The sequence below is a fragment of the Klebsiella sp. 141203 genome, from assembly GCF_032601985.1.
GTDB classification, from domain to species: domain Bacteria; phylum Pseudomonadota; class Gammaproteobacteria; order Enterobacterales; family Enterobacteriaceae; genus Klebsiella; species Klebsiella aerogenes.
In genome coordinates this window covers 716,197-740,771 of the sequence record NZ_JAQIRL010000002.1, presented here as the reverse complement: position 1 = coordinate 740,771, position 24,575 = coordinate 716,197, and the positions used below count along the sequence as shown (strand labels likewise).

Sequence of the window (24,575 nt, the reverse complement as noted above, 5' to 3'; positions counted from 1 at the left end):
CCCGCTCCGCATAGCGGAACGGGTTAATCAGGCCCGACGTTACGGTGAATTTAAATCGTGCGGCGGGCAAACTCTTTCAGGCGGAAGCCGAGCAGCAGCAAGGTCGCGAAATAGGCGACAACGCCGGCGACCACTACTACCATCAGACGCATCAGGCGGAACGGCATCGTCCCCTGCGACCATTCCGGCATCAGATACATCACGCCGACGAGCGCTGCGGCCATGACCAGCACCGCGATGACCAGACGCAGCAGGAAGACGAGCCAGCCCGGCTGCGGCGTGAAGATTTTCTGCTTACGCAGTTGCCAGTAAAGCAGCGCGGCGTTCAGACAGGCAGCCAGACCAATAGACAGCGACAAGCCGGCATGCTTCAACGGGCCAATAAACGCCAGGTTCATCACCTGGGTCATTATCAGAGTAACAATGGCGATTTTAACCGGCGTCTTGATATCCTGGCGCGAGTAAAAGCCCGGCGCCAGCACCTTCACGACGATAAGCCCCATCAGTCCAACCGAATAAGCCACCAGCGCGCGCTGGGTCATCGCCGCATCGAAAGCGTTAAACTTACCGTACTGGAATAGCGATACCGTCAGCGGTTTGGCGAGAATGCCTAAGGCAACCGCGCTTGGCAAGGCCAGCAGGAAGCACAGACGCAGCCCCCAATCCATCAGTCGGCAGTACTCATCGTGATTGCCGCTGGCGAAACTTTTTGATAACGATGGCAACAGGATGGTGCCCAGCGCCACGCCCAGCACGCCGGAGGGGAACTCCATCAGACGGTCGGCATAATACATCCAGGAGACCGAACCTGAAACCAGGAAGGAGGCGAAAATGGTATTGATAATCAGCGAGATCTGGCTAACAGAGACGCCGAGGATCGCCGGCCCCATCTGCTTAACCACGCGAATCGCCCCGGCATCTTTCAGGTTAACCCGCGGCAGCACCAGCATACCTATTTTTTTCAGATGCGGCAGTTGATACGCCAGTTGCAGGATACCGCCAACCGTGACCGCCCAGGCCATCGCCAGCATTGGCGGATGAAAATAAGGCGCGGCAAACAGGGCAAAACCAATCATGCTGACGTTGAGGAAGGTCGGCGCGAAGGCGGGAACCGAGAAGCGGTTCCAGGTGTTAAGGATCGCCCCCACCAGCGACGCCAGCGAGATCAATAAAATGTAGGGGAAGGTGATGCGCAGCAGCTGGGTGGTTAAGGCAAATTTATCTGGCGTATCGGCAAAGCCCGGAGCAGTAACGGTAATCACCCACGGCGCAGCCAGCATCCCTGCCACCGTGACCAGCGCCAGAACCAGCGTCAACAGCCCGGAAACATAGGAGACGAACACCCGCGTCGCGTCTTCGCCCTGCTTGCTTTTATATTCAGCGAGGATCGGCACAAAGGCCTGAGAAAAGGCGCCTTCGGCAAAAATACGCCGCAAAAGGTTTGGCAGTTTGAAGGCCACAAAAAAGGCGTCGGTCGCCATCCCGGCGCCAAAAATACGCGCGACGATAGCATCGCGGGCGAACCCCAGTACGCGCGAGAACATGGTCATCGAGCTGACTGCCGCTAATGATTTTAATAGATTCATTACTGTCTTATTCCACAACCCATGGAGTAAAACGCCCGCAAAAGCGGGCGCTGGAAAGTGGCGATAGTCTACCGGGTTCGCAATGAATTACTACTGTCAGTTGTTACAACCAGTTATTCGCTCATCGCCTCGCGCCAGAGCTTTTCCACGATCCGCTGGGCTAAAAGCGCCTGCTCGCCGGCGGTTTCCGGAACCGTCTGATTTTGCACGCATTCAATGAAGTGCCGTGCGCAGCCGTCGAATCCGCGCTGCTCAAGCGTTGTCTGCCAGCCGGGTGCCGGGCGCTGCAAGATTCCGCTGCCCCGCTCTTCACGCCACTCGCGCATATCGCTCACCTCATACAGCCCGCCATCGGTTACCGCCTGCACCCACTCACGCTGGCTTCCGGCGCGACGATGCATGCTAGTCGTTATCTGCACTTGCCCCGCGCTGAAGTGATGCTCGGCGTAGAGCATTTCCCCTTGAGAAGTGGTTTGCAGGATCCCGCCATTCACCCGCGCCTTATCTCCTGCCAGCCACAGTGCGGTATCAACAACATGCAGATAATCATCCAGCAGGGTAAAACGCAGTTCTTTGCCGACGCTATCGCTACGGTGCTTATCCATGCGCAATGACGCCGCATCATTGAGATGCGCTTTCAATTCACGATACAGCGGCGCAAAGCGGCGATTGAAGCCCACCATTAACGTTAAACGCCGACGCGCTGCCAGTTCAACCAGTGATTCGGCTTCGCTGAGCTTGTCCGCCAGCGGCTTGTCCACGCAAACATGAACGCCTGCATTCAGCAGATGATGAACCACTTCATAATGTGAAGCGGTTGATGTATGAACAAATACCGCATCACATTGCGCCGCCAGCGCATCCAGAGACTCGGCATAAGGCAGACGCCAGGTTTCGCAGATGCGTAACGCTTTCTCTTTCCCCGGCGACCAGGCGGCCTGCAGCGTCCAGCCATCAGCGGCGCCAAGCACCGGCAGCCATGCCTTTTGTGCAATGCCGCCAAGCCCCACTACGCCAACACGTAATTTCACCGTCACGGTTACTCTCCTAAATGAGCCAGCAGGGAATCAAGACGTATTTTGAGCTCAGCGACTTCACTTTCCAGCGCCTCAACGCGCGCCTGCAAATCGTCATTCGGCGGGGACACGGCTTCCACGACGGTAATGAGCGAATCGATGTCATCACAAAACAGGTGCATATAGCGGCTTTCGCGTTTACCCGGTTCGCGCGGAAGGCGCGCGACGTAAGGACCATCTTCACGACTAGCCAAATTGTCGAGCGTGCTTTCCACCTCGGCCATATCGCGGAATTCATACATCCGCTGCGCGCGGCTGCGCAGCTCGCCTGGCGTTTGCGCGCCGCGCAGCAGCAGCGTCGTGACGATGGCGACTTCCGCCGCCGTTAATTTGAGGTCGCCAAATTCGGAATTGCAGAAGCGCTGTTCATATTTGGTTACCCGGTTGCCAAAACCGCTTACCGTACGCAGGTAGTGGCGTTTAACCAGCTCATCCAGCAAATCCTGGACATCGCTTTCCGCCAGCGACATCACCGGCTCGCGGTTGGTTTTCTGGTTACAGGCGGTAACCACCGCATTCACTGATAGCGGATACTGTTCCGGCGTGGTTACCTGCTTCTCCAGCAGGCAACCAATGATGCGCGCTTCATGCGCGGTTAGCTGATATTTCATGTTGTCTCCTTAGCGCCCTGGGGTCCAGTCAGTGGCCGTTAACGCCGTCAATACGTGATCTCGCCATTGTCCATCAATGAGGAGGTAGTCCTTTGCGTAACCCTCTTTTTCGAATCCGAGCCGGGCGAGCAGATCGCCGCTGCGTTTGTTATGCGGCATATAGTTGGCCATGATGCGGTGGACATGCTGCGTACGTTGCATATAGCGAATCGCCGCGGTCAGCGCTTCAAACATCAGCCCCTGCCCTTGCCACTTTTCACCAATGGAATAGCCGAGATAGCAGGCATGAAATGAACCACGCACCACGTTTGAGAAATTCGCTACGCCAATAATCTCTTTCTCATCAGGATCGAGTAGCGCGAAATAAAATGCCGAACCCTGTTTGTGAAACTCCGTAATCATCGATAACCGCGCCTGCCAGCCGGAGGGATAACAGTGGCTTTCATCGCGCACCGGCTCCCAGGGTTTCAGGAACCCTTTATTTTCCGCGTAGTAATCGGCCAGACGCCAGGCGTCACGATCGTGAACCAGCCGCACCACCAGCCGGTCCGTCGTCAAACGCACCTTGGGTACGTTACTGCGATAGCCAAACATTCCTCACTCCTGTTCCCTGCCCCAAACTGATATCTTTCACTATACCTTCCCTGAGTGAAGGTGGGAAAACAGCAACATACCATTTTCTGCACCACCTCCGTTTTTCGATGAATAGCCTCAATCGATCTTGCTTTTTGATAAAAAAATATTGTCGCCAGTATGCTGGGAAAATAACCGCCGCCACCGCAGAATATCTAAGCTTATCTTTCTTTTTCCCTGGAGGGGAAATGTCCCGCGTATCGCAGGCAAGGAGCCTGGGTAAATATTTCCTGTTGGTCGATAACATGCTGGTTGTGCTCGGCTTTTTTGTCGTATTCCCCCTGATATCGATCCGTTTTGTCGACCAAATGGGCTGGGCGGCGCTGATGGTCGGTATTGCCCTCGGTCTACGTCAACTGGTGCAACAAGGTTTAGGCATCTTCGGCGGCGCGATTGCCGACCGTTTCGGCGCCAAACCGATGATTGTCACCGGGATGCTGATGCGCGCCGGCGGTTTCGCGGCGATGGCCGTCGCCCATGAGCCCTGGGTGCTCTGGCTTTCATGCATTTTGTCCGGTCTCGGCGGCACCCTGTTCGACCCGCCGCGAGCGGCGCTGGTGGTCAAACTGGTGCGCCCGCATCAACGTGGTCGCTTCTTCTCTATCCTGATGATGCAGGATAGCGCCGGCGCGGTCATCGGCGCTCTGCTGGGCAGTTGGCTCTTACAGTACGATTTCCGTCTGGTGTGCAGCGCAGGGGCAGCGCTCTTCATTGCCTGTGCCGCGTTTAACGCCTGGTATCTGCCGGCATGGAAACTTTCGACGGTCAAAACGCCAATCCGCGAAGGACTGGGGCTGGTGTTACGCGATAAGCGCTTTGTCACTTATGTGCTGACCCTGACCGGTTACTACATGCTGGCCGTGCAGGTGATGCTCATGCTGCCGATTATGGTTAACGATATTGCAGGCTCTCCGGCGGCGGTGAAATGGATGTATGCCATTGAAGCGACAATTTCCTTGACGCTGCTGTACCCCATCGCCCGCTGGAGCGAGAAACGTTTTCGCCTCGAGCATCGTCTGATGGCGGGTTTGCTGGTGATGACGGCGGCGATGCTGCCGATTGGCTTAACCAGCACACTGCAGCAGTTGTTTACCCTAATCTGTATCTTTTATATTGGCTCAATCATTGCCGAACCCGCGCGCGAAACGCTGGGCGCGTCACTGGCCGATGCCCGCGCTCGCGGCAGCTATATGGGTTTCAGCCGCCTTGGACTGGCTTTCGGCGGCGCGCTGGGGTACGCCGGCGGCGGCTGGCTGTTTGACGCCGGTAAAGTGCTCAATCAGCCCGAGCTGCCGTGGCTGATGCTGGGCATTATCGGCTTTGCGACATTCATTGCGCTGTGGTGGCAGTTCAGCCAAAAACGATCGGCTTCCGGCATGCTGGAACCGCGCACCTGACGCTCGGCCAAAGTGGTAATCCTTTTTTTCAGCATTTTCCGCTAGTACAAGCGGGGCTAGCAGACCATGCTGCTTTGTGTCAGGATTAGCTATGGCATGACGTTAAGGAACCCAATGAAAAAGATGTTGATCGCGGCCGCGCTGATTGTCGGCGGCCTTCTGAGCGGATGTAACCAGCTTACGCAATACTCCGTTAGCGAGCAGGAGATTAACCAGGCGCTGCAGAAACGTAATCACTTCGCCAAAGATATCGGCCTGCCTGGCGTAGCGGATGCGCATATTGAACTGCAAAACCTGACCAGCGCCATCGGTCGTGAAGAGCCGAATAAAGTGGCGCTGAGCGGAACCGCTAATCTGGATCTGAATTCGCTGTTTGGCAATCAGAAAGCGACCATCGACCTGAAGCTCAAAGCGCTGCCGGTGTTCAATAAAGAGCAAGGCGCGATTTATCTGCGTGAAATGGAAGTCGTCGATGCGAAAGTTAAGCCGGAAAAGCTCACCTCCGTGGTACAGACGCTGATCCCTTATCTGAATCAGTCCCTGCGCAGCTATTTCAACCAGCAACCGGCCTACGTTCTGCGTGAAGATGCCAGCACCGGCGAAGCCTTAGCGAAGAAATACGCTAAAGGCATCGAAGTGAAACCGGGCGAGATAATCATCCCCTTCACTGATTAAACAATAAGGGCGCTGAATATGGCGCCCTTAATTTTTTACGGAAATGAGTGCAAAGGAAAACGTTTACGCTTATCCTTAGTGCCCGGCAAAAAACAGCCCTGATGACTGAACCAATTAGCCGGAGCCTTCCATGACAGCACAACCCCAGGTATTGAAAATCCGCCGCCCTGACGACTGGCATATTCATTTACGCGATGATGATATGTTGAAAACCGTCGTGCCTTACACCAGTGAGTTTTATGGCCGGGCGATCGTGATGCCGAATCTGGTACCGCCGGTAACGACCGTCGCTGCTGCCATTGCTTACCGCCAGCGCATCATCGATGCAATTCCCGCCGGGCATGATTTCACGCCGCTGATGACCTGCTACCTGACCGACACGCTCGACCCGGACGAACTGGAGCGCGGTTTCCATGAAGGCGTGTTCACCGCAGCCAAGCTCTACCCGGCAAACGCCACTACCAATTCCAGTCACGGCGTAACCAGCACCGACGCCATCATGCCGGTACTGGAACGGATGGAGAAACTGGGCATGCCGCTACTGGTGCACGGCGAAGTTACCCATGCTGATATCGATATCTTCGATCGCGAAGCGCGCTTTATCGAGACGGTGATGGAACCGCTGCGCAAACGGCTGCCGGGGTTAAAAGTGGTCTTCGAACATATCACCACCAAAGATGCTGCTGAATACGTGCGCGACGGCAACGAACTGCTGGCCGCCACCATCACGCCGCAGCATCTGATGTTTAACCGCAATCATATGCTGGTTGGCGGTATTCGTCCGCATCTATACTGCCTGCCGATCCTCAAGCGAAACGTCCACCAGCAGGCGCTGCGTGAACTGGTCGCCAGCGGGTTCAGCCGCGCCTTCCTCGGCACAGACTCAGCCCCACACGCGCGCCACCGTAAAGAGGCCAGCTGCGGCTGTGCGGGCTGTTTCAATGCCCCCACCGCGCTCGGCAGCTACGCCACCGTCTTTGAAGAGATGAATGCGCTGGAGCATTTTGAGGCTTTCTGCTCGCTGAATGGCCCGCGTTTCTACGGCCTGCCGGTGAATGAAAGCTACGTTGAACTGGTACGTGAAGAGAGCACCGTTGCCGAAAGTATCGCTCTTCCAGGCGATACGTTGGTGCCGTTCCTGGCCGGTGAAACCGTGCGTTGGACGATGAAAAAATAAAGTTTTTTGCCCCCTGTTGTAAATGCGCAAGCGTTACTGTATAAATAAACAGTATATTACCCAGGGGGCCATTATGCGCATCGAAGTGTCAATTGCCAAAACCACAGCCTTACCCAGCGGCGCGCTGGAAGCGCTGAATAACGAACTCGCTAAGCGTATCGCTCAACATTATCCGGAACGAGAAAACCAGGTCACGGTACGTTACGCCGCCGGCAATAATTTATCTGTCATCGGTGGTTTGAAAGAAGACAAAGACCGGATTAGCGAAATCCTGCAGGAAACCTGGGAAAGCGCCGACGACTGGTTTATCCACGACTAAGCCTCCGGGTTTGCTTACGCAAAATCAATTTGCTCCCTCATTGTGCTTTTTTTTGCCGGGTCGCCCCGGCTTTTTTATCTCCGCCTATAACTAAGACTTTCCTTAATATCCTGATAAATTCCTTAAAAAATAATGAGACTCAGGATGAAACCCGCGCAAAAAACCACCGATCAGCGTAAAATTTGTCTCTAATTATTTATTTTCTCGAGTTTGCACTTAACTGCTGATATAATTAACCTGCTTCAGAAAACAAGCATTAAACCTCGAGAATTGTTGTCTTTTAACATATGAATAAGGGGTTATGATGGAAAAGAATAATGAAGTCATCCAGACCCATCCCCTCGTCGGATGGGACATCAGCACCGTTGATAGCTACGATGCGCTGATGTTGCGCCTGCACTACCAAAACCCCACCCAAGAAAGCGATAAAGAAGCAGAAATTGGCCAGACGCTATGGCTAACGACGGACGTCGCACGTCAGTTTATTTCTATTCTGGAAGCAGGAATAGCAAAGATAGAATCTGGCGATTACCAGGCAAATGAGTATCGCAGACATTAGCATCACCGATGATGTCTAAATATTCACTGAACAGGCACCTGCGGGTGCCTGAATTATTTTTCGCGCTTGTACATCCGGCTGATGTTAATTACCCTGCTAATAAAACAATAACCCGGAACTCACCATGCAATACGACCTCATCATTATCGGTAGCGGCTCCGTTGGCGCTGCCGCTGGCTATTACGCCCGCCGCGCCGGTCTGAATGTCCTGATGACCGATGCCCACAAACCGCCGCACCTGGAAGGCAGCCACCATGGCAACACGCGTCTGATTCGTCACGCTTATGGCGAGGGCGAAAGATACGTGCCGTTGGTGCTACGCGCCCAGCAGCTATGGGACGAATTTGCGCAAAGTAGCGGCGAGGCCGTATTCGAAAAAACCGGGGTTATTAACCTTGGCCCCGCCGGCTCCGATTTTCTCAATAACGTGGCCCACAGCGCGCGTCAGTTTGAGCTTAACGTGGAAGAGCTGGATGCTGAGGCGGTTATGAAACGTTGGCCGGAGATTCGTATCCCGCAAGATTACCGGGCTATTTTTGAACCGGCTTCCGGCGTGTTACGCAGCGAGCTGGCGGTAGAAACCTGGATTCGCCTGGCGCGCGAAGCGGGCTGCTCCCAACTGTTCAACTGCCCGGTTACCGCAATTCACCATCACACCGACGGCGTGACCATTGATACCGCCGATGGTAGCTACAGCGGCAAAAAACTGCTGATCAGCGCCGGGACCTGGGTAACAAAATTATTGCCGGAACTGCCCATTCAACCGGTACGTAAAGTCTTCGCCTGGTTCCAGGCCGATGGTCGCTATAGCGCGAAAAATAACTTCCCGGCTTTCACCGGCGAACTGCCGAATGGCGATCAGTATTATGGCTTCCCGGCGGAAGACAACGAATTGAAGATCGGTAAGCATAATGGCGGCCAGCTGATTTCCGAGCCGGGCGAGCGGAAACCGTTTGGCGCTGTCGCCAGCGATGGCTCTGAGTCGTTCAACTTCCTGCGCAATGTACTGCCCGGAATCGGCGGCTGCCTGCACGGCGCTTCCTGCACATACGATAATACGGCAGATGAAGATTTCATCATTGATACCCTTCCCGGTCACGACAATACATTACTCATTACCGGTTTAAGCGGTCACGGTTTCAAGTTTGCGCCGGTACTTGGTGAAATTGCGACGCAATTTGCGCAAGGTGAAACGACGGAGTTTGATCTGACTCCCTTCTCGCTGGCGCGATTTTCACAATAATAGCCAGCTATAAAACAAAACGGCCTCGATTGAGGCCGTTTCATCTCAGAGAGCGTGTATGCGTCGCCTGTACCACTGGTTAGTCAACAACGTACGCGAGCACTTTATGATTTATCTCGCGCTGTGGCTGCTGCTAGCAGTAATCGACCTCATCTGGTTATGGTTTTACTGACGGGTCGGGATCCGGGATACCTAGTTTGGTATTAAGACGGCCGCGGGATTTATTAAAAATCTTATTGCCATTTTCTCGCCCCGCCCGCAATTTGCGCTGCTCCTCTTCCGGCAGTTTATGCTCTTCCATACAGGCTTCGCTGCAGCAACCGGCAAATTTCTCGGCACAAGCCGGGCACTGAATAAACAGCAAATGGCAGCCGTCGTTGAGGCAATTGGTGTGGCTGTCGCACGGTGCGCCGCATTGATGGCAGTGGGCAATCACATCATCAGAAATACGCTCGCCCATTCTCTCGTCAAAGACAAAGTTCTTACCGATAAAGCGTACCGGCAAGCCCTGTTCACGGGCGCGGCGTGCGTACTCGATAATCCCGCCTTCAATGTGCCACACCTTATTGAAACCGCTATGTTTCATCCAGGCGCTGGCTTTCTCACAGCGAATGCCGCCGGTACAGTACATGACAATTTTCTTGTCTTTGTACTCCTGCATCATCTCAACCGCTTTCGGCAATTGATCGCGGAAGGTATCCGCCGGAATTTCCATCGCGTTCTCGAAGTGACCGACTTCGTATTCATAATGGTTGCGCATATCGATGAATACCGCGTCCGGATCATCCAACATCGCGTTCACTTCCGCCGCTTTCAGGTACTCGCCCACGTCAGAGGGATCAAAAGTCGGGTCATCAATACCGTCGGCCACAATACGGTCGCGAACCTTGAGGCGCAGGACCCAGAAGGATTTACCGTCATCATCCAACGCGATATTCAGACGTAACCCTTTCAGCGCCGGGTCAAAACCATCGAGAAACTCACGTAACGCCGCAACCTTGCTTTCCGGCACGCTGATCTGCGCATTGATACCTTCATGGGCCAGATAGATGCGGCCAAAGACATTCAGCTTAGTCAGCGCCAGCCACAGGGCGTCGCGGGTCGCTTTCGGGTCAACGATAGTGAAATATTTATAGAACGAGATCGTCGTGCGCGGCTCGGTTTCAGCCAGCATCTGCGCCTTTAACGTCTCATTTGAAATGCGGTTGTGTAACACTGGCATGGTGTACCTGCTCGACATAGGAAATGAGTAAAATAAACGGCGGGCATCATATAGCAAACACCGTTAATTTACATCCCTACATTTTACGCTACATTTCAGCCACGTAATTTTCAGCCGTTAACAATCAGCTTCAGCAGGAGACTGCTTTTGGCGGCAGCGCAAAAAAATGCGATAATAGAACGCGTTGTTAAATCAGACAGGTATGAAATGACCCATTTACCGAAATTTTCCGCCGCGCTGCTCCATCCGCGCTACTGGCTGCTTTGGCTGGGCATAGGCCTGTTGTGGTTAGTTGTCCAACTCCCTTATCCGGTTATCTACCGTCTCGGTAATGCCATTGGTCGCCTGGCAATGCGTTTTATGAAACGCCGCGCAAAAATCGCTTATCGCAATCTTGAACTCTGCTTTCCTGAGAAGAGCGAGCAAGAGCGTCATCAGCTGGTAGTACAAAACTTTGAGTCCGTCGGCATGGGCCTGATGGAAACCGGGATGGCATGGTTCTGGCCAACCCGACGCATTGCGCGCTGGACAGACACCATCGGCTTCCAATATGTCCGCGACGTGCAGGCACAACAGCGCGGCATTCTGTTGATTGGTATTCATTTCCTGACGCTGGAAATGGGCGCGCGCATGTTCGGCATGAACGAGCCTGGCATCGGCGTCTATCGCCCGAATGACAATCCGGTTATCGACTGGCTGCAGACCTGGGGCCGCCTGCGTTCCAACAAAGATATGATTGACCGTAAAGATCTCAAAGGCATGATCCGCGCGCTGAAAAAAGGCGAAGTGGTCTGGTACGCCCCGGATCACGACTACGGCCCGACCGCCAGCGTCTTCGCGCCGCTGTTCGCCGTCGACCAGGCCGCCACCACTTCGGGTACCTGGATGCTGGCGAAAATGTCCAAAGCCTGCATTGTGCCATTTGTTCCGCGCCGCAAACCAAACGGCAAAGGCTATGAGCTCATCATGCTGCCGCCGGAGTGCGATCCGCCGTTGGATAACGCGGAGACCACCGCCGCATGGATGAACAAAATCGTCGAACAATGCATCATGATGGCGCCAGAGCAATATATGTGGCTGCATCGTCGCTTTAAGACGCGTCCGGAAGGCGTGCCTTCGCGCTACTGATTGACTCATTATCCGGGTGGTCCCCTGCCCGGATATATTTTTACCGCCGATCCTTTTTAATACTCCTTTAGCTTTAAAAGCTACGCTCCATTGCGACAACCATTTCTCAGGCGCATAATTAGCAGGCTCATATTTTCCTTTATTTTGACCCGCGCCGCGGGCCAGTGAGACCTTATGTCGTCTGCTGATACGCCTATTAACTGGAAACGAAATCTTACCGTCACCTGGCTTGGCTGCTTTTTAACCGGCGCCGCCTTTAGCCTCGTGATGCCTTTTTTGCCACTCTATGTCGAACAGTTGGGTGTGACCGGCCATAGCGCGCTGAATATGTGGTCAGGGTTGGTGTTTAGCATTACCTTCCTGTTTTCCGCCGTTGCCTCGCCGTTCTGGGGCGGATTGGCCGACCGTAAAGGGCGTAAGATTATGCTGCTCCGTTCAGCGCTGGGGATGGCCATCGTCATGATGCTGATGGGCATGGCGCAAAACATTTGGCAATTCCTGATCCTGCGCGCGCTGCTGGGTTTACTGGGCGGTTTTATCCCCAATGCCAATGCGCTGATCGCAACCCAGATCCCGCGTCAAAAAAGCGGCTGGGCGCTAGGAACGCTTTCAACCGGCGCGGTAAGCGGCGCCCTCCTTGGCCCGCTGGCGGGCGGTTTCCTTGCCGACCACTGGGGTTTGCGCACCGTCTTCTTCATGACCGCCACGGTGCTGTTTATCTGCTTCCTGTTCACCCTGTTTTTGATTCGCGAAAACTTTGTTCCGGTGAACAAAAAAGAGATGCTCAATGCCAGGGACGTTTTCGGTTCGCTCAAGAACCCTAAACTGGTGCTCAGCTTGTTCGTGACCTCATTGATTATCCAGGTGGCGACGGGTTCCATTGCGCCGATCCTGACGCTCTACGTGCGCGACCTGGCGGGTAACGTCAGCAATATCGCCTTTATTAGCGGTATGATTGCCTCCGTACCCGGCATTGCCGCCCTGCTGAGCGCGCCACGTTTAGGCAAGCTCGGCGATCGTATTGGGCCGGAAAAGATCCTGATCGTTGCCCTGGTTATTTCCGTGCTGCTGCTGGTCCCAATGTCATTCGTTCAGACGCCGCTGCAGCTAGGCATTCTGCGCTTTTTGCTCGGCGCCGCCGACGGCGCGCTATTACCCGCCGTACAAACTCTGCTGGTGTACAACTCCACCAGCCAGATATCGGGGCGTATCTTCAGCTATAACCAGTCGTTTCGCGATATTGGCAACGTCACCGGGCCGTTAATCGGCGCCTCGGTCTCGGCTAACTACGGCTTCCGCGCCGTGTTCCTCGTCACCGCCTGCGTCGTCCTGTTTAACGCTTTTTACTCGACCATCAGTCTACGTCGCCCACGGCATAACGCTTCAGCGGATGACGGAGGCCCGGGTAAACGTTCGGTAAATTAAGCGCTTCAGCGCTTCTCTGCCTTGACGCCAGGCTAACCGCCTTCTATAGATTGAAACGTGTTCCTTTTTCATTCTTCTTAGGGGGTTAGCTATGTCAACGGAATCAGTTTTCTACGCCACGCTCGAAGAGGCAATCGACGCCGCCCGGGAAGAGTTTTTGGCCGATAATCCCGATAGCGATGAAGAAACTGCCGATATTGAACAGTTCAATATGCAGAAGTACGTACTCCAGGACGGTGATATCGCCTGGCGGGCTGAATTCTTCGCCAGCGAAGATGAAGAAGGCGAGTGTCTCCCCATGCTCAGTGGTGAAGCGGCGCAAAGCGTATTTGACGGTGATTTTGACGAAATCGAGCTACGCCAGGAGTGGGTGGAAGAAAATACGCTACACGAATGGGATGAAGGCGAGTTTCAGCTGGAGCCTTCCCTGGATACCGAAGAGGGGCAGACCGCAGCCGATGAGTGGGACGAGCGTTAATTACTCATAGGGACCATGGCTGGCGTCTAACGGCAGCAACAGCGTATCAAATACCAGCGAGAATGGCAGATCGAGAATGGTCAGATAGCGCCAGCCTGAATCGCGAACATCCCACTGTACGCCGGGGTAATATTGGTTGCCATGGCCCTGCCCCGGTACCGTACGGCTAATAATGCTGCCGCAGCCGCTGAGTACCAGCGTCATGGCGATAAGCACAAATATTCTCATTCACTTCCTCTCAGGCAAAAAAATACCGGCACAATTGCCGGTATTTTCCTTAACGTACGGCTTACTTCGTTTTCAACGCCAGCGGGTTCAGCGTGAGTTTCTGATACTCCCCCACCCAGGAAGAGTATTTCTCCGGGGAGTTCCACACGCGGTAGTGCAGACGCGACATCGTTACAGGATCGCTTAACAGAACCAGACGACGATCGCGGTTAAGTTTATCAGGCGTTTCATTCAGCGCCTGCTCAACGTGGCGTTCACGGGCAATATCAAGAATACGACCGTGGCGATGACGCGCCGTTGCCATTGCCGTCGCCAGGGCGTTGAACGATGGGTTAAACACCGCATGCATAAAGCCATCGCCCAGCGAACGCTGACGGTTCAGAGTCAGGTAAGCATCGGTATCTTTCAGTACCTGCGGCGGCGAATACTCTTCCGGGATCAGGAACAATTTCCAGCGTTTAGTACGCAGACCTACCGTCGCGCGGCTGGAAATCGCCGAGACAAATGGAGAGAGAATTAGCGACACGACGATAGGCGCCAGCCAGAACAGGAAACGCAGATCCAGCCACGCCATACCAACCGCCCAAACCAGACCCAGCAGCAGCTGCGAGCCGTGACGCATAAAGGCCTCGCCCCAGGGCGTTGAGTCATCATCGCGCTGCGGTGAATTCCACACCACCTCCCAACCGAGGAACGCGCTGACCACGAACACGGTGTGGAACAGCATGCGCACCGGCGCCAGCAGCACCGAGAACAGCACCTCCAGCAGCAGGGAAAGCGTCACGCGGAAGAAGCCGCCGTACTCTTTCGGCCCCTTGCACCACACCAGAATGATACTCAGCAGTTTCGGCAGGAACAGCAGTACCATGGTCGAGGCAAACAGCGCGATAGCCAGTTCTGGACGCCACTGCGGCCATACCGGGAACAGCTGGCGCGGCTGCAGGAAGTATTGCGGCTCGGTCAGGGCGTGCACGACCTGCAGCGCAGTCGACAATGCGAGGAACATAAACCACAGCGGCGCCGACAGATAAGACATGACGCCGGTCAGGAACACCGCACGGTGTACCGGGTGCATCCCTTTCACCAGGAACAGGCGGAAGTTCATCAGGTTACCCTGACACCAGCGACGGTCGCGCTTCAGCTCATCCAGCAGGTTCGGCGGCAGCTCTTCATAGGAGCCCGGCAGATCGTAGGCGATCCATACGCCCCAACCCGCACGGCGCATCAGCGCGGCTTCCACGAAGTCATGCGACAGAATCGAACCGGCAAAGTTACCCTCGCCCGGCAGCGGCGCCAGCGCACAGTGTTCGATGAACGGCTTTACGCGGATAATGGCGTTGTGACCCCAGTAGTGCGATTCACCCAACTGCCAGAAGTGCAGCCCGGCGGTAAACAGGGGGCCGTACACGCGGGTGGCGAACTGCTGGCAGCGCGCATAAAGGGTATCCATACCAGAGGCGCGCGGCGAAGACTGGATGATCCCGGCATTCGGATTCGCTTCCATCAGGCGCACCAGCCCGCTCAGGCACTCGCCGGTCATCACTGAGTCAGCGTCGAGCACCACCATGTAACTATACTGGCTACCCCAGCGACGGCAGAAATCATCGATGTTGCCGCTTTTACGTTTCACGCGACGGCGACGGCGACGATAGAAGATCTGGCCTTCACCCTGCACTTCGGCAATCAACTCCATCCACGCTTTTTGCTCGGCAACGCAAATATCCGGGTCGTAGCTGTCGCTTAGCACGTAAACGTCAAAATGCGCAGCGTTACCCGTCGCTTTCACCGATTCCCAGGTGGCGCGCAGGCCGGCAAACACGCGGTCAACATCTTCGTTGCAGATTGGCATAATAAGCGCCGTCCGGTGTTCCGGGTTCAGCGGCTCGTCACCAACGGTGGATGCCGAAATACTGTATTTATCACGCCCGATCAGCAGTTGCAGGAAGCCCATCAGCGCGGTCCAGAAACCGGCCGAGACCCAGCAGAAAAGTACCGCGAAGAGGATCAGGATACCGGTCTGCAACACGTACGGCAGTAGCTGCATGAAGGAGACCCATAGATCCTGGCCAACCATATCGGATGGATTGATCAACGCCCATCCCTGATAAGGGAGGATGGTCTTCATATACCACGTGGCCACTACCGTTTGCGCCAGCGTCAGCAGCAGCAAAATATAGCGGCGAATGGTGCCGACGGTACGCCATTTCTGTTCGCTTTCGCGCTCTTCCTGCGTGAGACGAGAGAGATAGCGCGGAGTCACATCACGGCCACGCAGACGATCCCAGAAGCGGCCTACCGGGTTGGTACGCCACGGGTCGGGGATCATCGAGGAACGTTTCGCTTTCGGCATCGCATGAAGCTGAGTGCGTCCTTCATCATCTTTCACCAGCTGATCGCCGGCCAGAGAGTCCGGCCAGCTATGCTCCAGCCGCGCTTTTACCGATCCTAATGGGGAATCTTCATCGCGCGAAAAATGATGATGCTCTGCGTCAAGCGCTTCATGTACGGCTTGCAGGCTCGTATCAGGTAATGCGGCTTTTTCTGCATCCGACAGCGGCAATGCGTCGATATAATTCGTTATCTTATTCATTGGCAGGCAGCTGATAGCTCCAGGTTTCGCTTAGCGTCTGATCGCCATTGACCAGCGCCGCACGCATTTCCGTGGTTTTCTTCGGATCTTTCACTTTCACGCGCAGGGTCATACGCCAACCCTTGATAACCGGATTATAGCGGACCGAGTTTTCCACGATTTCGGCGTTATCGCCGATGCTCGCCTGCGCCGTTACCGGGGTATCCGCCGCCATTTTTTTCATGTCAGCGCCGGTGAAATCAACGATGAAAGCGATGGTGCCATCTGGCTGGCGAATGAGATTAGACTGCTTCACATCACCGGTTGAGCGGCGAGTCTGCACCACATAAGCGCTGTCTGGCGCATGCAGTTTGTCTTCATCGCGGCTGAAGGTAATGGAGTACTTGAAGTTCATCTCTTTGCCTGGTTCCGGCAGCTGATCCGGGGTCCAGTAGGTGACGATATTATCGTTGGTTTCATCGTTGGTCGGGATTTCAACCAATTCGACTTTACCCTTACCCCAGTCGCCTTTCGGAGTGATCCACGCGCTCGGGCGCTGGTCGTAACGATCGTCGAGATCTTCAAAGCGGGAGAACTGGCGGCCACGCTGCAGCAGGCCAAACCCTTGCGGGTTCTCCATCGCATAACTACTGACGGCCAGATGTTTCGGGTTATTCAGCGGACGCCAGATCCACTCGCCGTTACCGGCAAGAATCGACAGACCGTTGGAGTCATGTAATTCCGGACGATAGTTGGTGGTCGGCGACGGTTGGTTCGGCCCAAACAGGAACATACTGGTCAACGGCGCCACGCCAAGCTTGCCGACTTTGTCGCGCAGGTAAACCTTCGACTGCACATCAACCACGGTGTCGCGCCCGGGCATAATCACAAAGCGATAGGCACCGGTCGCACGCGGGGAATCCAGCAGCGCATAAATGGTTAAGCGCTTATCGGTCGCTTTCGGACGCTCAATCCAGAACTCGCGGAAGCGAGGGAACTCTTCGCCGGACGGCAGCGCGGTATCGATAGCCAGGCCGCGGGCGGAAAGCCCATAGACCTGACCCTGGCCCAGAACGCGGAAGTAGCTGGCCCCGAGCATGCTGACGATTTCGTCATTCTTGTCTTTGCTATTGATCGGATACAGTACTTTAAAACCGGCGAAACCAAGGTCTTTCACCGTGTCTTTATCGTGCTGAACATTGCCAAAATTAAAATAATCCGGGCTATATTTAATTTTACGTACGCTGGTGCTGGTCACTTCATTAATAGTAACCGGCGTGTCGAAATACATGCCCTGGTGGTAAAATTCCAGCTTGAATGGGGTCTTCAGATTATTCCAGTAGGCTTTATCGTGATTGAACTGGATTTGCTGGTAATCCGCGTATTTCATATCGCGGAAGGCGGAGGGCAGGTTACTTTTTGGCGCTTCATAGCCTTTCCCGGCTAACGTTTTCGCCTGTTTTGCTACGTCATCAATGCTGAATGCCCATGCAGATGAAGTACACAGGGACAACATTACGGCTGCGCTTAACCAACGCATTTTCATCATCTGTGGTTTATGTTTCATAGTAAGTAAGCACTTCCCCCTTTGTGTGCTTAAATCGATCCGATCTATTTTAATGGAAACTCAGGCAATCCGACAACATAATCCCTGCATTGTTCAGCTTAGCGGACCAGGGAATAAACAGTTCTCTGTCCCATATTGCACTTTGCGTACTTATCCTGGAGACAGATACCCTGAGTTCATGTAGGGTTGCTGGCAATGTAACCGTTATCGCCCTGAGTGATAAGACGAATTGTCTGAGATTGTTGTGAATTTATGAATAAAACACCAGTAGAACGTGAATATTTCTTCGACAGTATCCGCGCCTGGCTGATGCTGTTGGGGATCCCGTTTCACATCTCACTTATCTACTCCAGCCACAGCTGGCATGTGAATAGCCTGGAGCCCTCCTGGGGGCTAACGCTGTTCAACGATTTTATCCATGCCTTCCGTATGCAGGTCTTCTTTGTTATTTCCGGCTATTTCTCATACATGCTCTTTCTCCGCTATCCGCTGAAGAAATGGTGGAAAGTGCGTGTAGAGCGAGTTGGCATACCGATGCTCACCGCGATCCCACTGCTCACCCTGCCGCAGTTTCTGATGCTGCAATACGTCAATGGTAAAGCCCAGGACTGGCATACGCTCTCCGGCTATGACAAATTCAACACCCTGGCCTGGGAGCTTATCTCCCATCTGTGGTTTTTGCTGGTGCTTGTGGTGCTGACCACCGCCGGGGTAGTGCTGTTTAAGTGGCTGGCCAATCGGCGAAAAACGCAGACCGCCAGCTTCGGTGACACCGTCACATTCAGTCAATTATCGCTGATTTTTCTGGGACTTGGCGTATTGTATGCGGTGATCCGTCGCACCATTTTTATCGTATACCCGCCGATTCTCAGCAACGGACTGTTTAACTTTATCGTTATGCAGACCCTGTTTTATCTGCCGTTCTTCATTCTCGGCGCGCAGACGTTCATCAATCCGCGGCTAAAAGCGATGTTCACCACCTCGTCACCCTGGTGTTTTGTTGGCGCACTGCTGGGCTTTATCGCCTATCGTCTTAACCAGCAGTATGGTTCTGGCGATGGCTGGATGTATGAAACCGAATCGGTGATTACGATGGTGCTGGGGCTGTGGATGGTAAACGTGGTCTTCTCACTGGGCCACCGCCTGCTTAACTTCCAGTCCGCTCGGGTGACTTACTTCGTCAACGCTTCGCTGTTTATCTACCTGGTGCACCATCCGCTCACCCTGCTGTATGGGGCATGGATTACGCCGATAATAAAATCGAACCTGTTAGGTTTTATCACCGGACTGGTATTTGTGGTGGGGATTGCGCTGATATTGTACGAAATCCATCTTCGTATTCCGCTGCTGCGCTTCCTGTTCTCAGGTAAACCGCAACAAAAACCGGCGAAAGCGCCGGTGTCGGTTAACTAAAATCTGCAACCGACAGCGCGCCCGCGCGCTGTCGGTATCACGATTCATTCTGCCTGTAATAATCGCTGATAAATTTCCGCCGTTTCTTTATCAAAACAGACGAAATAGACCCGTTCCAGCGGATTATATCGGGTGAGGAAAGCATTCACCGTTTTTACCGCAATTTCCGCCGCCGCCTGTTTCGGATAGCCATATACGCCGGTGCTGATAGCCGGAAAAGCAATAGAACGATAATTATTGGCTGCCGCCAGCAACAGACTATTGCGATAGGCATCCGCCAGTAATTCAGCTTCCTGCTCGCCGCCGCCGTGCCAGACGGGGCCGACCGCATGGATCACCGCGCTGGCCGGTAAATTACCGGCGCTGGTGATAACCGCATGCCCGGGCGGACATTCGCCCTGCTGCTGACGGACTATTTTGCAGGCGGCCAGTAATTCCGGACCCGCAGCCCGATGAATGGCGCCATCAACGCCACCGCCGCCCAGTAACGATGGGTTGGCCGCGTTGACAATAACATCTACCTGCAACGTCGTAATATCGCCGAGAACCACTTCAGGTTGAACAACCATTTCCCCCTCCTGTCGGCAAACGTCTTCATACCTAGCGTGATGTCTACTATGGCATGATAGCCCCCAAGGCGGAAGCCTGAGGGCCAGTATTTAGCGATAATTCACTTCGAGGATAGCGCGGGTATGTTGCGGATCAATATACTTTAATTGTGCCGAATGGACGGCGTCATTGCTGTAATTCCCCGTCGTCAGCACCTGCGGCGAAACCATATGGGTACGCAGCCGAGGACAGGCCATTTCAATCTTATCACCCACACTATTGGCTTCGCAGGAGGGGTCAACGACCTGCCCGTAAATGGCGACAACGCCGCCGGTCGGCGCGGCATTCACTGAGCCAAATAAGCATGACAACATCAGACATGGCACCGCTAAGGCGTGGATTTTTTTTATCACGGCAAACTCCTCTGTATGAATAGCAAAGAAGCAACAGGCCATCCCTGAGCGCACTGCGCCGCCAGACTACGGCAAGGCAATGATTGCGTTATAAAACACAAATATATTACTTTTTGTTTTCTTTTTGATAACAAAACCGATTCATCTTGATTTTGCTACAAAAAATCTGCGTGGGAATATCAGGTGAGAGACGGGAAAACCCCTGCGGGTCCGGCAGGGGCTGTACTGTTAACGATAATTCACTTCGAGGATAGCGTTAGTGTGCTGAGGATTAATGTAGGTTAATTGCGTAGATTTGATATTGGCATGTTGCAGATCCCCTCGGGCCACCTGCTGAGCAGAAAAAGTAACTGACTTCTGCTTAGCGCAGGCCATCGAGACCTGATCTTCTGAAGAACGAATTTGACAAGGCGGTTCAACAACGCCGCCGTGGAAACGAATCACGCCGCTTGCGGCGCTAGAGGTAGTCGAAAAAGTCAATAAAGCGGGAAGGAAACAAACTGTAGCAAGTAGTACGCCAGTCATTTTTTTCACGGCAAAACCCCTCTGCGTAACGGTCAAAAAAACCTTACAAATCATCCATGAGCGCAGTTGAATACAAGCAACTACATACAAAATCAGTATATATATGAAGTACCTGTTGATACTTTTTTCTCTTCGTTTTTGCAAACGGTATCAAATTATTATGGTTTGTTTGCTCAAAATGTCTGCATTAAGAGGAAAAAACAATCGAAGAGGGGTTGATGCGAAAAGGCTTTCATGTAGGGCGTGACGGGAAGCTTGCTCCCGTCATCGAGGAAATGTGAAGAAAATCAGACGTGATCGTTAGCCAAAGATTTATTCTTTGCCGCTCGCGCTGCCAGCCACAGCCCGCTATTTTTCATGGCATAGCCAAAGACCAATCCCAGCGCCAGAGACGGCACGACAATGCGCCAGTCGCCGCTCGCGGCAAACGTCGCGCAGGCGCCGATAAAGGTTCCAGGAACAAAAGAGAGCAGCAGCTGGCGCGCCTGAATGCACATCAGGAAAGCGACTATTCCGGTCATCACATAGCTGAGGATTTCCAGCTGCGGCGCCAACGCGCTACCGTAAATAATCACCAGCGCCCATATCACGCCGCTCATGACCGTGCAGGCGGAAATCAACAGCCCTTTCAGACCGCCCTGTGGGCACGCGAAATAGACCGTACAGCCGAGGAATCCGGCCCAGCTCAGCAGGCCAAGTGAGACCGCCACCCATCCCCAAATGCCGGAGAGAATGCCCGTCGTGAGTGCGATTGCGAAGAGTATGTTCATGCCGCGTATCATAGCAGATACGCGGCAACCAAATGCGATCCAGAACACACAATATGAATGCATGAGTTTGCTGTTTCACATCAAAAGTGACCTATGTCACATTTATTCGTCGTTTTCTTCCTGCAGTTCATCCCACATCGCGGAAATCGCTTCACGCGTTAATAGCGCCATGGTGCGCCAGAATGCGGTTTGCGCATGCGCTTCCACTTTTCCAAGGAAGGTGCCGCACCACGGCAATAGATAATCGGCAAACAACGTTTCCAGCATTTCGCTTTCGTCATCCGAGGCATGATCTTCAAGCCAGGATGCGGCCAGCAGTAAGGATCCAATATGATCGGTTGGACCTTCGCCAGTAGGAATGCCGTGTTGCGTCAGAAAACCACGAACTTCCGCTTCAGTTGCACCTTCAACCCACGCGCTGCGATAAGGCGAGACCGCACATTCTTCCCCAACGAACAGGGCGTTGTAATCAGCGGTTAAGGGCTGGGTATCACAACTCTTCTGCAGACGCTCCAGTAATTCATCCTGTTCCAGCGGCCAGCTGGCGGCCAGCTTGCCATCGCGAATCAGCGTGAACAGCGGCACCAACAGCGGATCCTGCGGCTGACGATAGTACAGCGAGCCCAGCACGCGACAGAGGATTGAAAATTCATTCATACAATATGTTCCAGTGGTTCAAATTAAAGGTCTGCAAATTCCGCAATCGCCGGCATTCCGCGTGATTCGAGGAAATTCAATAGTCGACGCGGACTGACGTTGAGGATCCGCTCTTCCGGGAAATTCACCGCGTCAAGGATTTTGCGGCATTCGGTAAATTCGCCAAGGGTAAAGGCGGTATGCGAGTCCGAACCCAGCGCCACCCAACCACCCGCATCACGCACTGCGGCGGCGATCGCCCGGCAATTATCCTCACTACCAATACGCGATGAGAGGAATGAGGAATTATTAATTTCCAGCGCCACATGATGCTTTGCCGCCGCTTCGGCTACCGCTGGAATATCGATTGGGAATTTCGGATTACCCGGATGGCTAATCATGTGGACGGCGCCACTGGCAATCGCGGCAATCATCGCTTCAGTATGAGTGGCTTTATCCTGGGGCGGGAATACTGGCTCATGAAATCCAGCAATGATCAGATCCAGCGAAGTCAGCATTGGTCCGGTACAGTCAATTTCACCTTGGGTATTTTTGATATTCGCTTCAATACCGCGCAGAATGCCGACGCCATCAACCAGACGCGGCCAGATACGCATATTGACGAAATGCCAGTAGTGCGGGGCATCTGCCATATCCGGGCCGTGATCGGTTATCGCAAATAGTTTAATGCCTTTACGTTTGGCCTCGGCAATATAGTCATGCAGGGTACTGTAGGCGTGGGTGCTGGCGACGGTATGCATGTGCAGGTCAACAGGATACATCACAATCTCCTCCTCTATTTGTGGCAAGAATAGCAGGAATCAGGAGTCATGATCAGTAAAAACCCCGCCGTAGCGGGGTTATCGATTAGTAGCCGCGCTGGCGGTCGACCTGCCCGCTGACCGTTTCACCCCGCTCCAGGTGGCTAATGGTGCTGGCGATATAGGCAATTGCTTCCTGCGGACGGGTAACGGCGGCAATATGCGGCGTCATGGCCACGCGCGGATGCGCCCACAGCGGACTCTCTTTCGGCAACGGTTCGCGGCTAAAGACATCCAGCATCGCCCCTTTCAGTTTGCCGCTATTAAGCGCCGCCAGTAAATCCGGCTCGACGATATGCACGCCGCGGGCGAGATTCAGAACATAGCTGTTATCCGGAAGTTGAGAAAGTAAGGTTTCATTAATGATGCCGACGGTTTCGGCCGTATTGGGCAACAGGTTGATCAGCACTCGGGTTTCTTGTAGAAACGCGCCCAGTTCTTCCTGACCGGCAAAACTCTCAACCTGCGGCCAGGATTTGTGGCTACGGCTCCAGCAGCGCAGCGGGAAACCCCAGCGCAACAGGCTTTCCGCGACTTTGCCGCCCAACACCCCTGCCCCCATGATACCAATAGTGAAATCCTCGCGACGATATTCCGGCAACGGCTGCCAGCGGGATTCCTGCTTCAGCGCCTGATAATCATCAAAGCGGCGGAACCAGTGCAATACCTGGCTTACCGCATATTCCTGCATCTGCAGGCCCATGCCGGTATCTTCGAGGCGGAACAGCGGAATCGAAAGCGGCAGCATTTCCGGATGTTCCCGCAGCTTGCTAAGAATGGAATCCACGCCTGCGCCGAGGGCAAAAACCGCTTTCAATTCGCGGCCTTGCAGCATTTCTACCGGTGGATGCCAGACCAGCGCATAGTCGGCTGGTTGATTGTCGCCAGGTTTCCACTCACGAACGCGCGCTCCCGGCAGATGTTTTTCCAGTTCTGCTATCCAGTATGGGGTATCGAACGTTGGGTGGTAAAAAATAATCTCCATAATGACTCCTGATTACTGACGCGTGAGTAGGTTGAGGTTTGCGTCGTGTTTTACTCTTTGTTTTGTATTGGTTTGCCAGCATAACAAATTCCGCATCGCTATCGAGCAATAAAGAGAATGGCGACAAAAAAAACGATTACCGCGCGATTAAGAAGCAAGTTGTTTGAAGTTTGGCTAAACGCATCTTTTTTTAAAAAAGATGATTGACGGGAGATACGTATTTCCCTACATTAGCGCCCGTTCCCAGCAACAACGGGAAAGACAATATGGTGAGGTGTCCGAGTGGCTGAAGGAGCACGCCTGGAAAGTGTGTATACGGCAACGTATCGGGGGTTCGAATCCCCCCCTCACCGCCATATTCGAGATGAGAGCTCGTACGAAAGTACGGGCTCTTTTCTTTTATATTCTCCGTTGGGGGGGACGAGAACCCCCGACCGGGGTTCGACAACTGGCGCAGCCAGTTGGACAGACCGCGAACGCAGTAAGCGGGCTGCCCCGCAGGGGCGAGCGAAGCGAGTCAATCCCCCCCTCACCGCCATATTCGAGATGAGAGCTCGTACGAAAGTACGG

The 24,575-nt window shown here is 54.0% G+C and carries 26 protein-coding genes and 1 tRNA gene; 12 read left to right on the top strand and 15 right to left on the bottom strand.

The features are described 5' to 3' along the window. Positions 1–50 precede the first annotated feature (50 nt). The 4 genes from murJ to rimJ all read right to left on the bottom strand — a co-directional run bounded on the left by murJ (position 51) and on the right by rimJ (position 3,867). A complete protein-coding gene (gene murJ, locus PGR29_RS11200) occupies positions 51–1,586 on the bottom strand; it encodes a murein biosynthesis integral membrane protein MurJ (protein ID WP_316424538.1) in 1,536 nt (511 codons plus the stop codon). A 113-nt stretch (positions 1,587–1,699) separates the two neighbouring features. Continuing rightward, a complete protein-coding gene (locus tag PGR29_RS11195) occupies positions 1,700–2,623 on the bottom strand; it encodes a Gfo/Idh/MocA family protein (protein WP_316424537.1) in 924 nt (307 codons plus the stop codon). A gap of 2 nt (positions 2,624–2,625) precedes the next feature. Then, on the bottom strand, positions 2,626–3,273 hold the full coding sequence (locus tag PGR29_RS11190) for a YceH family protein (RefSeq protein ID WP_316424536.1): 648 nt from the start codon (positions 3,271–3,273) through the stop codon (positions 2,626–2,628). A gap of 9 nt (positions 3,274–3,282) precedes the next feature. Beyond that, positions 3,283–3,867 (bottom strand): ribosomal protein S5-alanine N-acetyltransferase, encoded by a 585-nt coding sequence (gene rimJ, locus PGR29_RS11185; RefSeq protein WP_087858010.1) that lies wholly within the window; start codon positions 3,865–3,867, stop codon positions 3,283–3,285. 227 nt (positions 3,868–4,094) lie between these two features. On the opposite strand from rimJ, the gene mdtH reads away from it, so the two are divergent. The 7 genes from mdtH to PGR29_RS11150 all read left to right on the top strand — a co-directional run bounded on the left by mdtH (position 4,095) and on the right by PGR29_RS11150 (position 9,448). After that, entirely contained in the window at positions 4,095–5,303 is a 1,209-nt protein-coding gene (gene mdtH, locus PGR29_RS11180; RefSeq protein WP_015367204.1) for a multidrug efflux MFS transporter MdtH, read from the top strand. Between the two features lie 114 nt (positions 5,304–5,417). Then, positions 5,418–5,978, top strand: a complete 561-nt coding sequence (locus PGR29_RS11175; protein WP_087858011.1) for a lipoprotein — start codon at positions 5,418–5,420, stop codon at positions 5,976–5,978. Between the two features lie 130 nt (positions 5,979–6,108). Beyond that, positions 6,109–7,155: a dihydroorotase gene (gene pyrC, locus PGR29_RS11170; protein ID WP_113374203.1), complete on the top strand. Its 1,047-nt coding sequence runs from the start codon at positions 6,109–6,111 to the stop codon at positions 7,153–7,155. A 73-nt stretch (positions 7,156–7,228) separates the two neighbouring features. After that, positions 7,229–7,474, top strand: a complete 246-nt coding sequence (gene dinI / locus PGR29_RS11165; RefSeq protein WP_087858013.1) for a DNA damage-inducible protein I — start codon at positions 7,229–7,231, stop codon at positions 7,472–7,474. Positions 7,475–7,778: 304 nt separating this feature from the next. After that, complete coding sequence (gene bssS / locus PGR29_RS11160) at positions 7,779–8,033, top strand: biofilm formation regulator BssS (protein WP_015367208.1); 255 nt, start codon at positions 7,779–7,781, stop codon at positions 8,031–8,033. A gap of 124 nt (positions 8,034–8,157) precedes the next feature. Further along, positions 8,158–9,276, top strand: coding sequence for an N-methyl-L-tryptophan oxidase (gene solA / locus PGR29_RS11155; RefSeq protein ID WP_316424535.1), 1,119 nt, complete (start codon positions 8,158–8,160; stop codon positions 9,274–9,276). 58 nt (positions 9,277–9,334) lie between these two features. Further along, a complete protein-coding gene (locus PGR29_RS11150) occupies positions 9,335–9,448 on the top strand; it encodes a YceO family protein (protein ID WP_015367210.1) in 114 nt (37 codons plus the stop codon). Here the strand turns inward: PGR29_RS11150 and PGR29_RS11145 are convergent. After that, positions 9,434–10,498, bottom strand: coding sequence for a rhodanese-related sulfurtransferase (locus PGR29_RS11145; protein WP_087858015.1), 1,065 nt, complete (start codon positions 10,496–10,498; stop codon positions 9,434–9,436). The two genes, PGR29_RS11150 and PGR29_RS11145, sit on opposite strands and share 15 nt — an antisense overlap. 207 nt (positions 10,499–10,705) lie before the next feature. Here PGR29_RS11145 and PGR29_RS11140 point away from each other — a divergent pair, with 207 nt between their 5' ends. The 3 genes from PGR29_RS11140 to PGR29_RS11130 all read left to right on the top strand — a co-directional run bounded on the left by PGR29_RS11140 (position 10,706) and on the right by PGR29_RS11130 (position 13,529). Next, on the top strand, positions 10,706–11,626 hold the full coding sequence (locus PGR29_RS11140) for a Kdo(2)-lipid IV(A) acyltransferase (protein ID WP_087858016.1): 921 nt from the start codon (positions 10,706–10,708) through the stop codon (positions 11,624–11,626). A 174-nt stretch (positions 11,627–11,800) separates the two neighbouring features. Next, a complete protein-coding gene (gene mdtG, locus PGR29_RS11135) occupies positions 11,801–13,051 on the top strand; it encodes a multidrug efflux MFS transporter MdtG (RefSeq protein ID WP_316424534.1) in 1,251 nt (416 codons plus the stop codon). Positions 13,052–13,142: 91 nt separating this feature from the next. Continuing rightward, positions 13,143–13,529, top strand: coding sequence for a MysB family protein (locus tag PGR29_RS11130; protein ID WP_316424533.1), 387 nt, complete (start codon positions 13,143–13,145; stop codon positions 13,527–13,529). Here the strand turns inward: PGR29_RS11130 and PGR29_RS11125 are convergent, their stop codons facing one another. The 3 genes from PGR29_RS11125 to mdoG all read right to left on the bottom strand — a co-directional run bounded on the left by PGR29_RS11125 (position 13,530) and on the right by mdoG (position 17,893). Then, the gene (locus PGR29_RS11125) at positions 13,530–13,757 is read right to left on the bottom strand and encodes a YceK/YidQ family lipoprotein (RefSeq protein WP_087858019.1); all 228 of its coding nucleotides are present in this window, start codon (positions 13,755–13,757) and stop codon (positions 13,530–13,532) included. 61 nt (positions 13,758–13,818) lie between these two features. Then, positions 13,819–16,347, bottom strand: coding sequence for a glucans biosynthesis glucosyltransferase MdoH (mdoH, locus tag PGR29_RS11120; protein ID WP_113374206.1), 2,529 nt, complete (start codon positions 16,345–16,347; stop codon positions 13,819–13,821). Continuing rightward, entirely contained in the window at positions 16,340–17,893 is a 1,554-nt protein-coding gene (mdoG, locus tag PGR29_RS11115) for a glucans biosynthesis protein MdoG (RefSeq protein WP_045393624.1), read from the bottom strand. Before mdoG ends, mdoH begins: the two co-directional genes overlap by 8 nt. A 252-nt stretch (positions 17,894–18,145) precedes the next feature. Here mdoG and mdoC point away from each other — a divergent pair, with 252 nt between their 5' ends. Beyond that, on the top strand, positions 18,146–19,306 hold the full coding sequence (gene mdoC, locus PGR29_RS11110; protein WP_213793810.1) for a glucans biosynthesis protein MdoC: 1,161 nt from the start codon (positions 18,146–18,148) through the stop codon (positions 19,304–19,306). Positions 19,307–19,350: 44 nt separating this feature from the next. On the opposite strand, the gene ymdB is transcribed toward mdoC, so the two are convergent. From ymdB to ghrA, 7 genes are all read right to left on the bottom strand, one after another. Next, complete coding sequence (gene ymdB, locus PGR29_RS11105; protein ID WP_087858022.1) at positions 19,351–19,875, bottom strand: O-acetyl-ADP-ribose deacetylase; 525 nt, start codon at positions 19,873–19,875, stop codon at positions 19,351–19,353. Positions 19,876–19,965: 90 nt separating this feature from the next. After that, positions 19,966–20,268 carry a type 1 fimbrial protein gene (locus PGR29_RS11100; RefSeq protein WP_087858023.1) on the bottom strand — a complete coding sequence of 101 codons (303 nt, stop codon included), beginning with the start codon at positions 20,266–20,268 and terminating at the stop codon, positions 19,966–19,968. A 228-nt stretch (positions 20,269–20,496) separates the two neighbouring features. After that, positions 20,497–20,793: a fimbrial assembly protein gene (locus PGR29_RS11095; RefSeq protein WP_228302313.1), complete on the bottom strand. Its 297-nt coding sequence runs from the start codon at positions 20,791–20,793 to the stop codon at positions 20,497–20,499. Between the two features lie 287 nt (positions 20,794–21,080). After that, positions 21,081–21,563 (bottom strand): DUF1097 domain-containing protein, encoded by a 483-nt coding sequence (locus PGR29_RS11090; RefSeq protein ID WP_316424532.1) that lies wholly within the window; start codon positions 21,561–21,563, stop codon positions 21,081–21,083. 102 nt (positions 21,564–21,665) lie between these two features. Beyond that, entirely contained in the window at positions 21,666–22,220 is a 555-nt protein-coding gene (locus PGR29_RS11085; RefSeq protein ID WP_316424531.1) for a TorD/DmsD family molecular chaperone, read from the bottom strand. Between the two features lie 23 nt (positions 22,221–22,243). Next, positions 22,244–22,981: a phosphatase gene (locus PGR29_RS11080; protein WP_015367224.1), complete on the bottom strand. Its 738-nt coding sequence runs from the start codon at positions 22,979–22,981 to the stop codon at positions 22,244–22,246. 85 nt (positions 22,982–23,066) lie between these two features. Then, a complete protein-coding gene (gene ghrA, locus PGR29_RS11075) occupies positions 23,067–24,005 on the bottom strand; it encodes a glyoxylate/hydroxypyruvate reductase GhrA (RefSeq protein ID WP_113374210.1) in 939 nt (312 codons plus the stop codon). A 268-nt stretch (positions 24,006–24,273) separates the two neighbouring features. Between ghrA and PGR29_RS11070 the strand changes: the two genes are divergently transcribed. Beyond that, a tRNA-Ser gene (locus PGR29_RS11070) sits at positions 24,274–24,361 on the top strand. Positions 24,362–24,575: the final 214 nt, after the last annotated feature.

Excerpts from the sequence above, each read along its gene's own strand:
- PGR29_RS11080 (WP_015367224.1), bottom strand. The coding sequence starts at position 22,981 with ATGTATCCTGTTGACCTGCACATGCATACCGTCGCCAGCACCCACGCC.
- murJ (WP_316424538.1), bottom strand. The coding sequence starts at position 1,586 with ATGAATCTATTAAAATCATTAGCGGCAGTCAGCTCGATGACCATGTTC.
- PGR29_RS11090 (WP_316424532.1), bottom strand. The coding sequence starts at position 21,563 with ATGAACATACTCTTCGCAATCGCACTCACGACGGGCATTCTCTCCGGC.
- mdoH (WP_113374206.1), bottom strand. The coding sequence starts at position 16,347 with ATGAATAAGATAACGAATTATATCGACGCATTGCCGCTGTCGGATGCA.
- PGR29_RS11130 (WP_316424533.1), top strand. The coding sequence starts at position 13,143 with ATGTCAACGGAATCAGTTTTCTACGCCACGCTCGAAGAGGCAATCGAC.
- PGR29_RS11145 (WP_087858015.1), bottom strand. The coding sequence starts at position 10,498 with ATGCCAGTGTTACACAACCGCATTTCAAATGAGACGTTAAAGGCGCAG.
- PGR29_RS11175 (WP_087858011.1), top strand. The coding sequence starts at position 5,418 with ATGAAAAAGATGTTGATCGCGGCCGCGCTGATTGTCGGCGGCCTTCTG.
- PGR29_RS11150 (WP_015367210.1), top strand. The coding sequence starts at position 9,335 with ATGCGTCGCCTGTACCACTGGTTAGTCAACAACGTACGCGAGCACTTT.
- solA (WP_316424535.1), top strand. The coding sequence starts at position 8,158 with ATGCAATACGACCTCATCATTATCGGTAGCGGCTCCGTTGGCGCTGCC.
- ymdB (WP_087858022.1), bottom strand. The coding sequence starts at position 19,875 with ATGGTTGTTCAACCTGAAGTGGTTCTCGGCGATATTACGACGTTGCAG.
- ghrA (WP_113374210.1), bottom strand. The coding sequence starts at position 24,005 with ATGGAGATTATTTTTTACCACCCAACGTTCGATACCCCATACTGGATA.
- mdtH (WP_015367204.1), top strand. The coding sequence starts at position 4,095 with ATGTCCCGCGTATCGCAGGCAAGGAGCCTGGGTAAATATTTCCTGTTG.
- PGR29_RS11085 (WP_316424531.1), bottom strand. The coding sequence starts at position 22,220 with ATGAATGAATTTTCAATCCTCTGTCGCGTGCTGGGCTCGCTGTACTAT.
- mdoC (WP_213793810.1), top strand. The coding sequence starts at position 18,146 with ATGAATAAAACACCAGTAGAACGTGAATATTTCTTCGACAGTATCCGC.
- rimJ (WP_087858010.1), bottom strand. The coding sequence starts at position 3,867 with ATGTTTGGCTATCGCAGTAACGTACCCAAGGTGCGTTTGACGACGGAC.
- PGR29_RS11190 (WP_316424536.1), bottom strand. The coding sequence starts at position 3,273 with ATGAAATATCAGCTAACCGCGCATGAAGCGCGCATCATTGGTTGCCTG.
- PGR29_RS11140 (WP_087858016.1), top strand. The coding sequence starts at position 10,706 with ATGACCCATTTACCGAAATTTTCCGCCGCGCTGCTCCATCCGCGCTAC.
- PGR29_RS11095 (WP_228302313.1), bottom strand. The coding sequence starts at position 20,793 with ATGACTGGCGTACTACTTGCTACAGTTTGTTTCCTTCCCGCTTTATTG.
- mdoG (WP_045393624.1), bottom strand. The coding sequence starts at position 17,893 with ATGAAACATAAACCACAGATGATGAAAATGCGTTGGTTAAGCGCAGCC.
- PGR29_RS11125 (WP_087858019.1), bottom strand. The coding sequence starts at position 13,757 with ATGAGAATATTTGTGCTTATCGCCATGACGCTGGTACTCAGCGGCTGC.
- bssS (WP_015367208.1), top strand. The coding sequence starts at position 7,779 with ATGGAAAAGAATAATGAAGTCATCCAGACCCATCCCCTCGTCGGATGG.
- pyrC (WP_113374203.1), top strand. The coding sequence starts at position 6,109 with ATGACAGCACAACCCCAGGTATTGAAAATCCGCCGCCCTGACGACTGG.
- mdtG (WP_316424534.1), top strand. The coding sequence starts at position 11,801 with ATGTCGTCTGCTGATACGCCTATTAACTGGAAACGAAATCTTACCGTC.
- dinI (WP_087858013.1), top strand. The coding sequence starts at position 7,229 with ATGCGCATCGAAGTGTCAATTGCCAAAACCACAGCCTTACCCAGCGGC.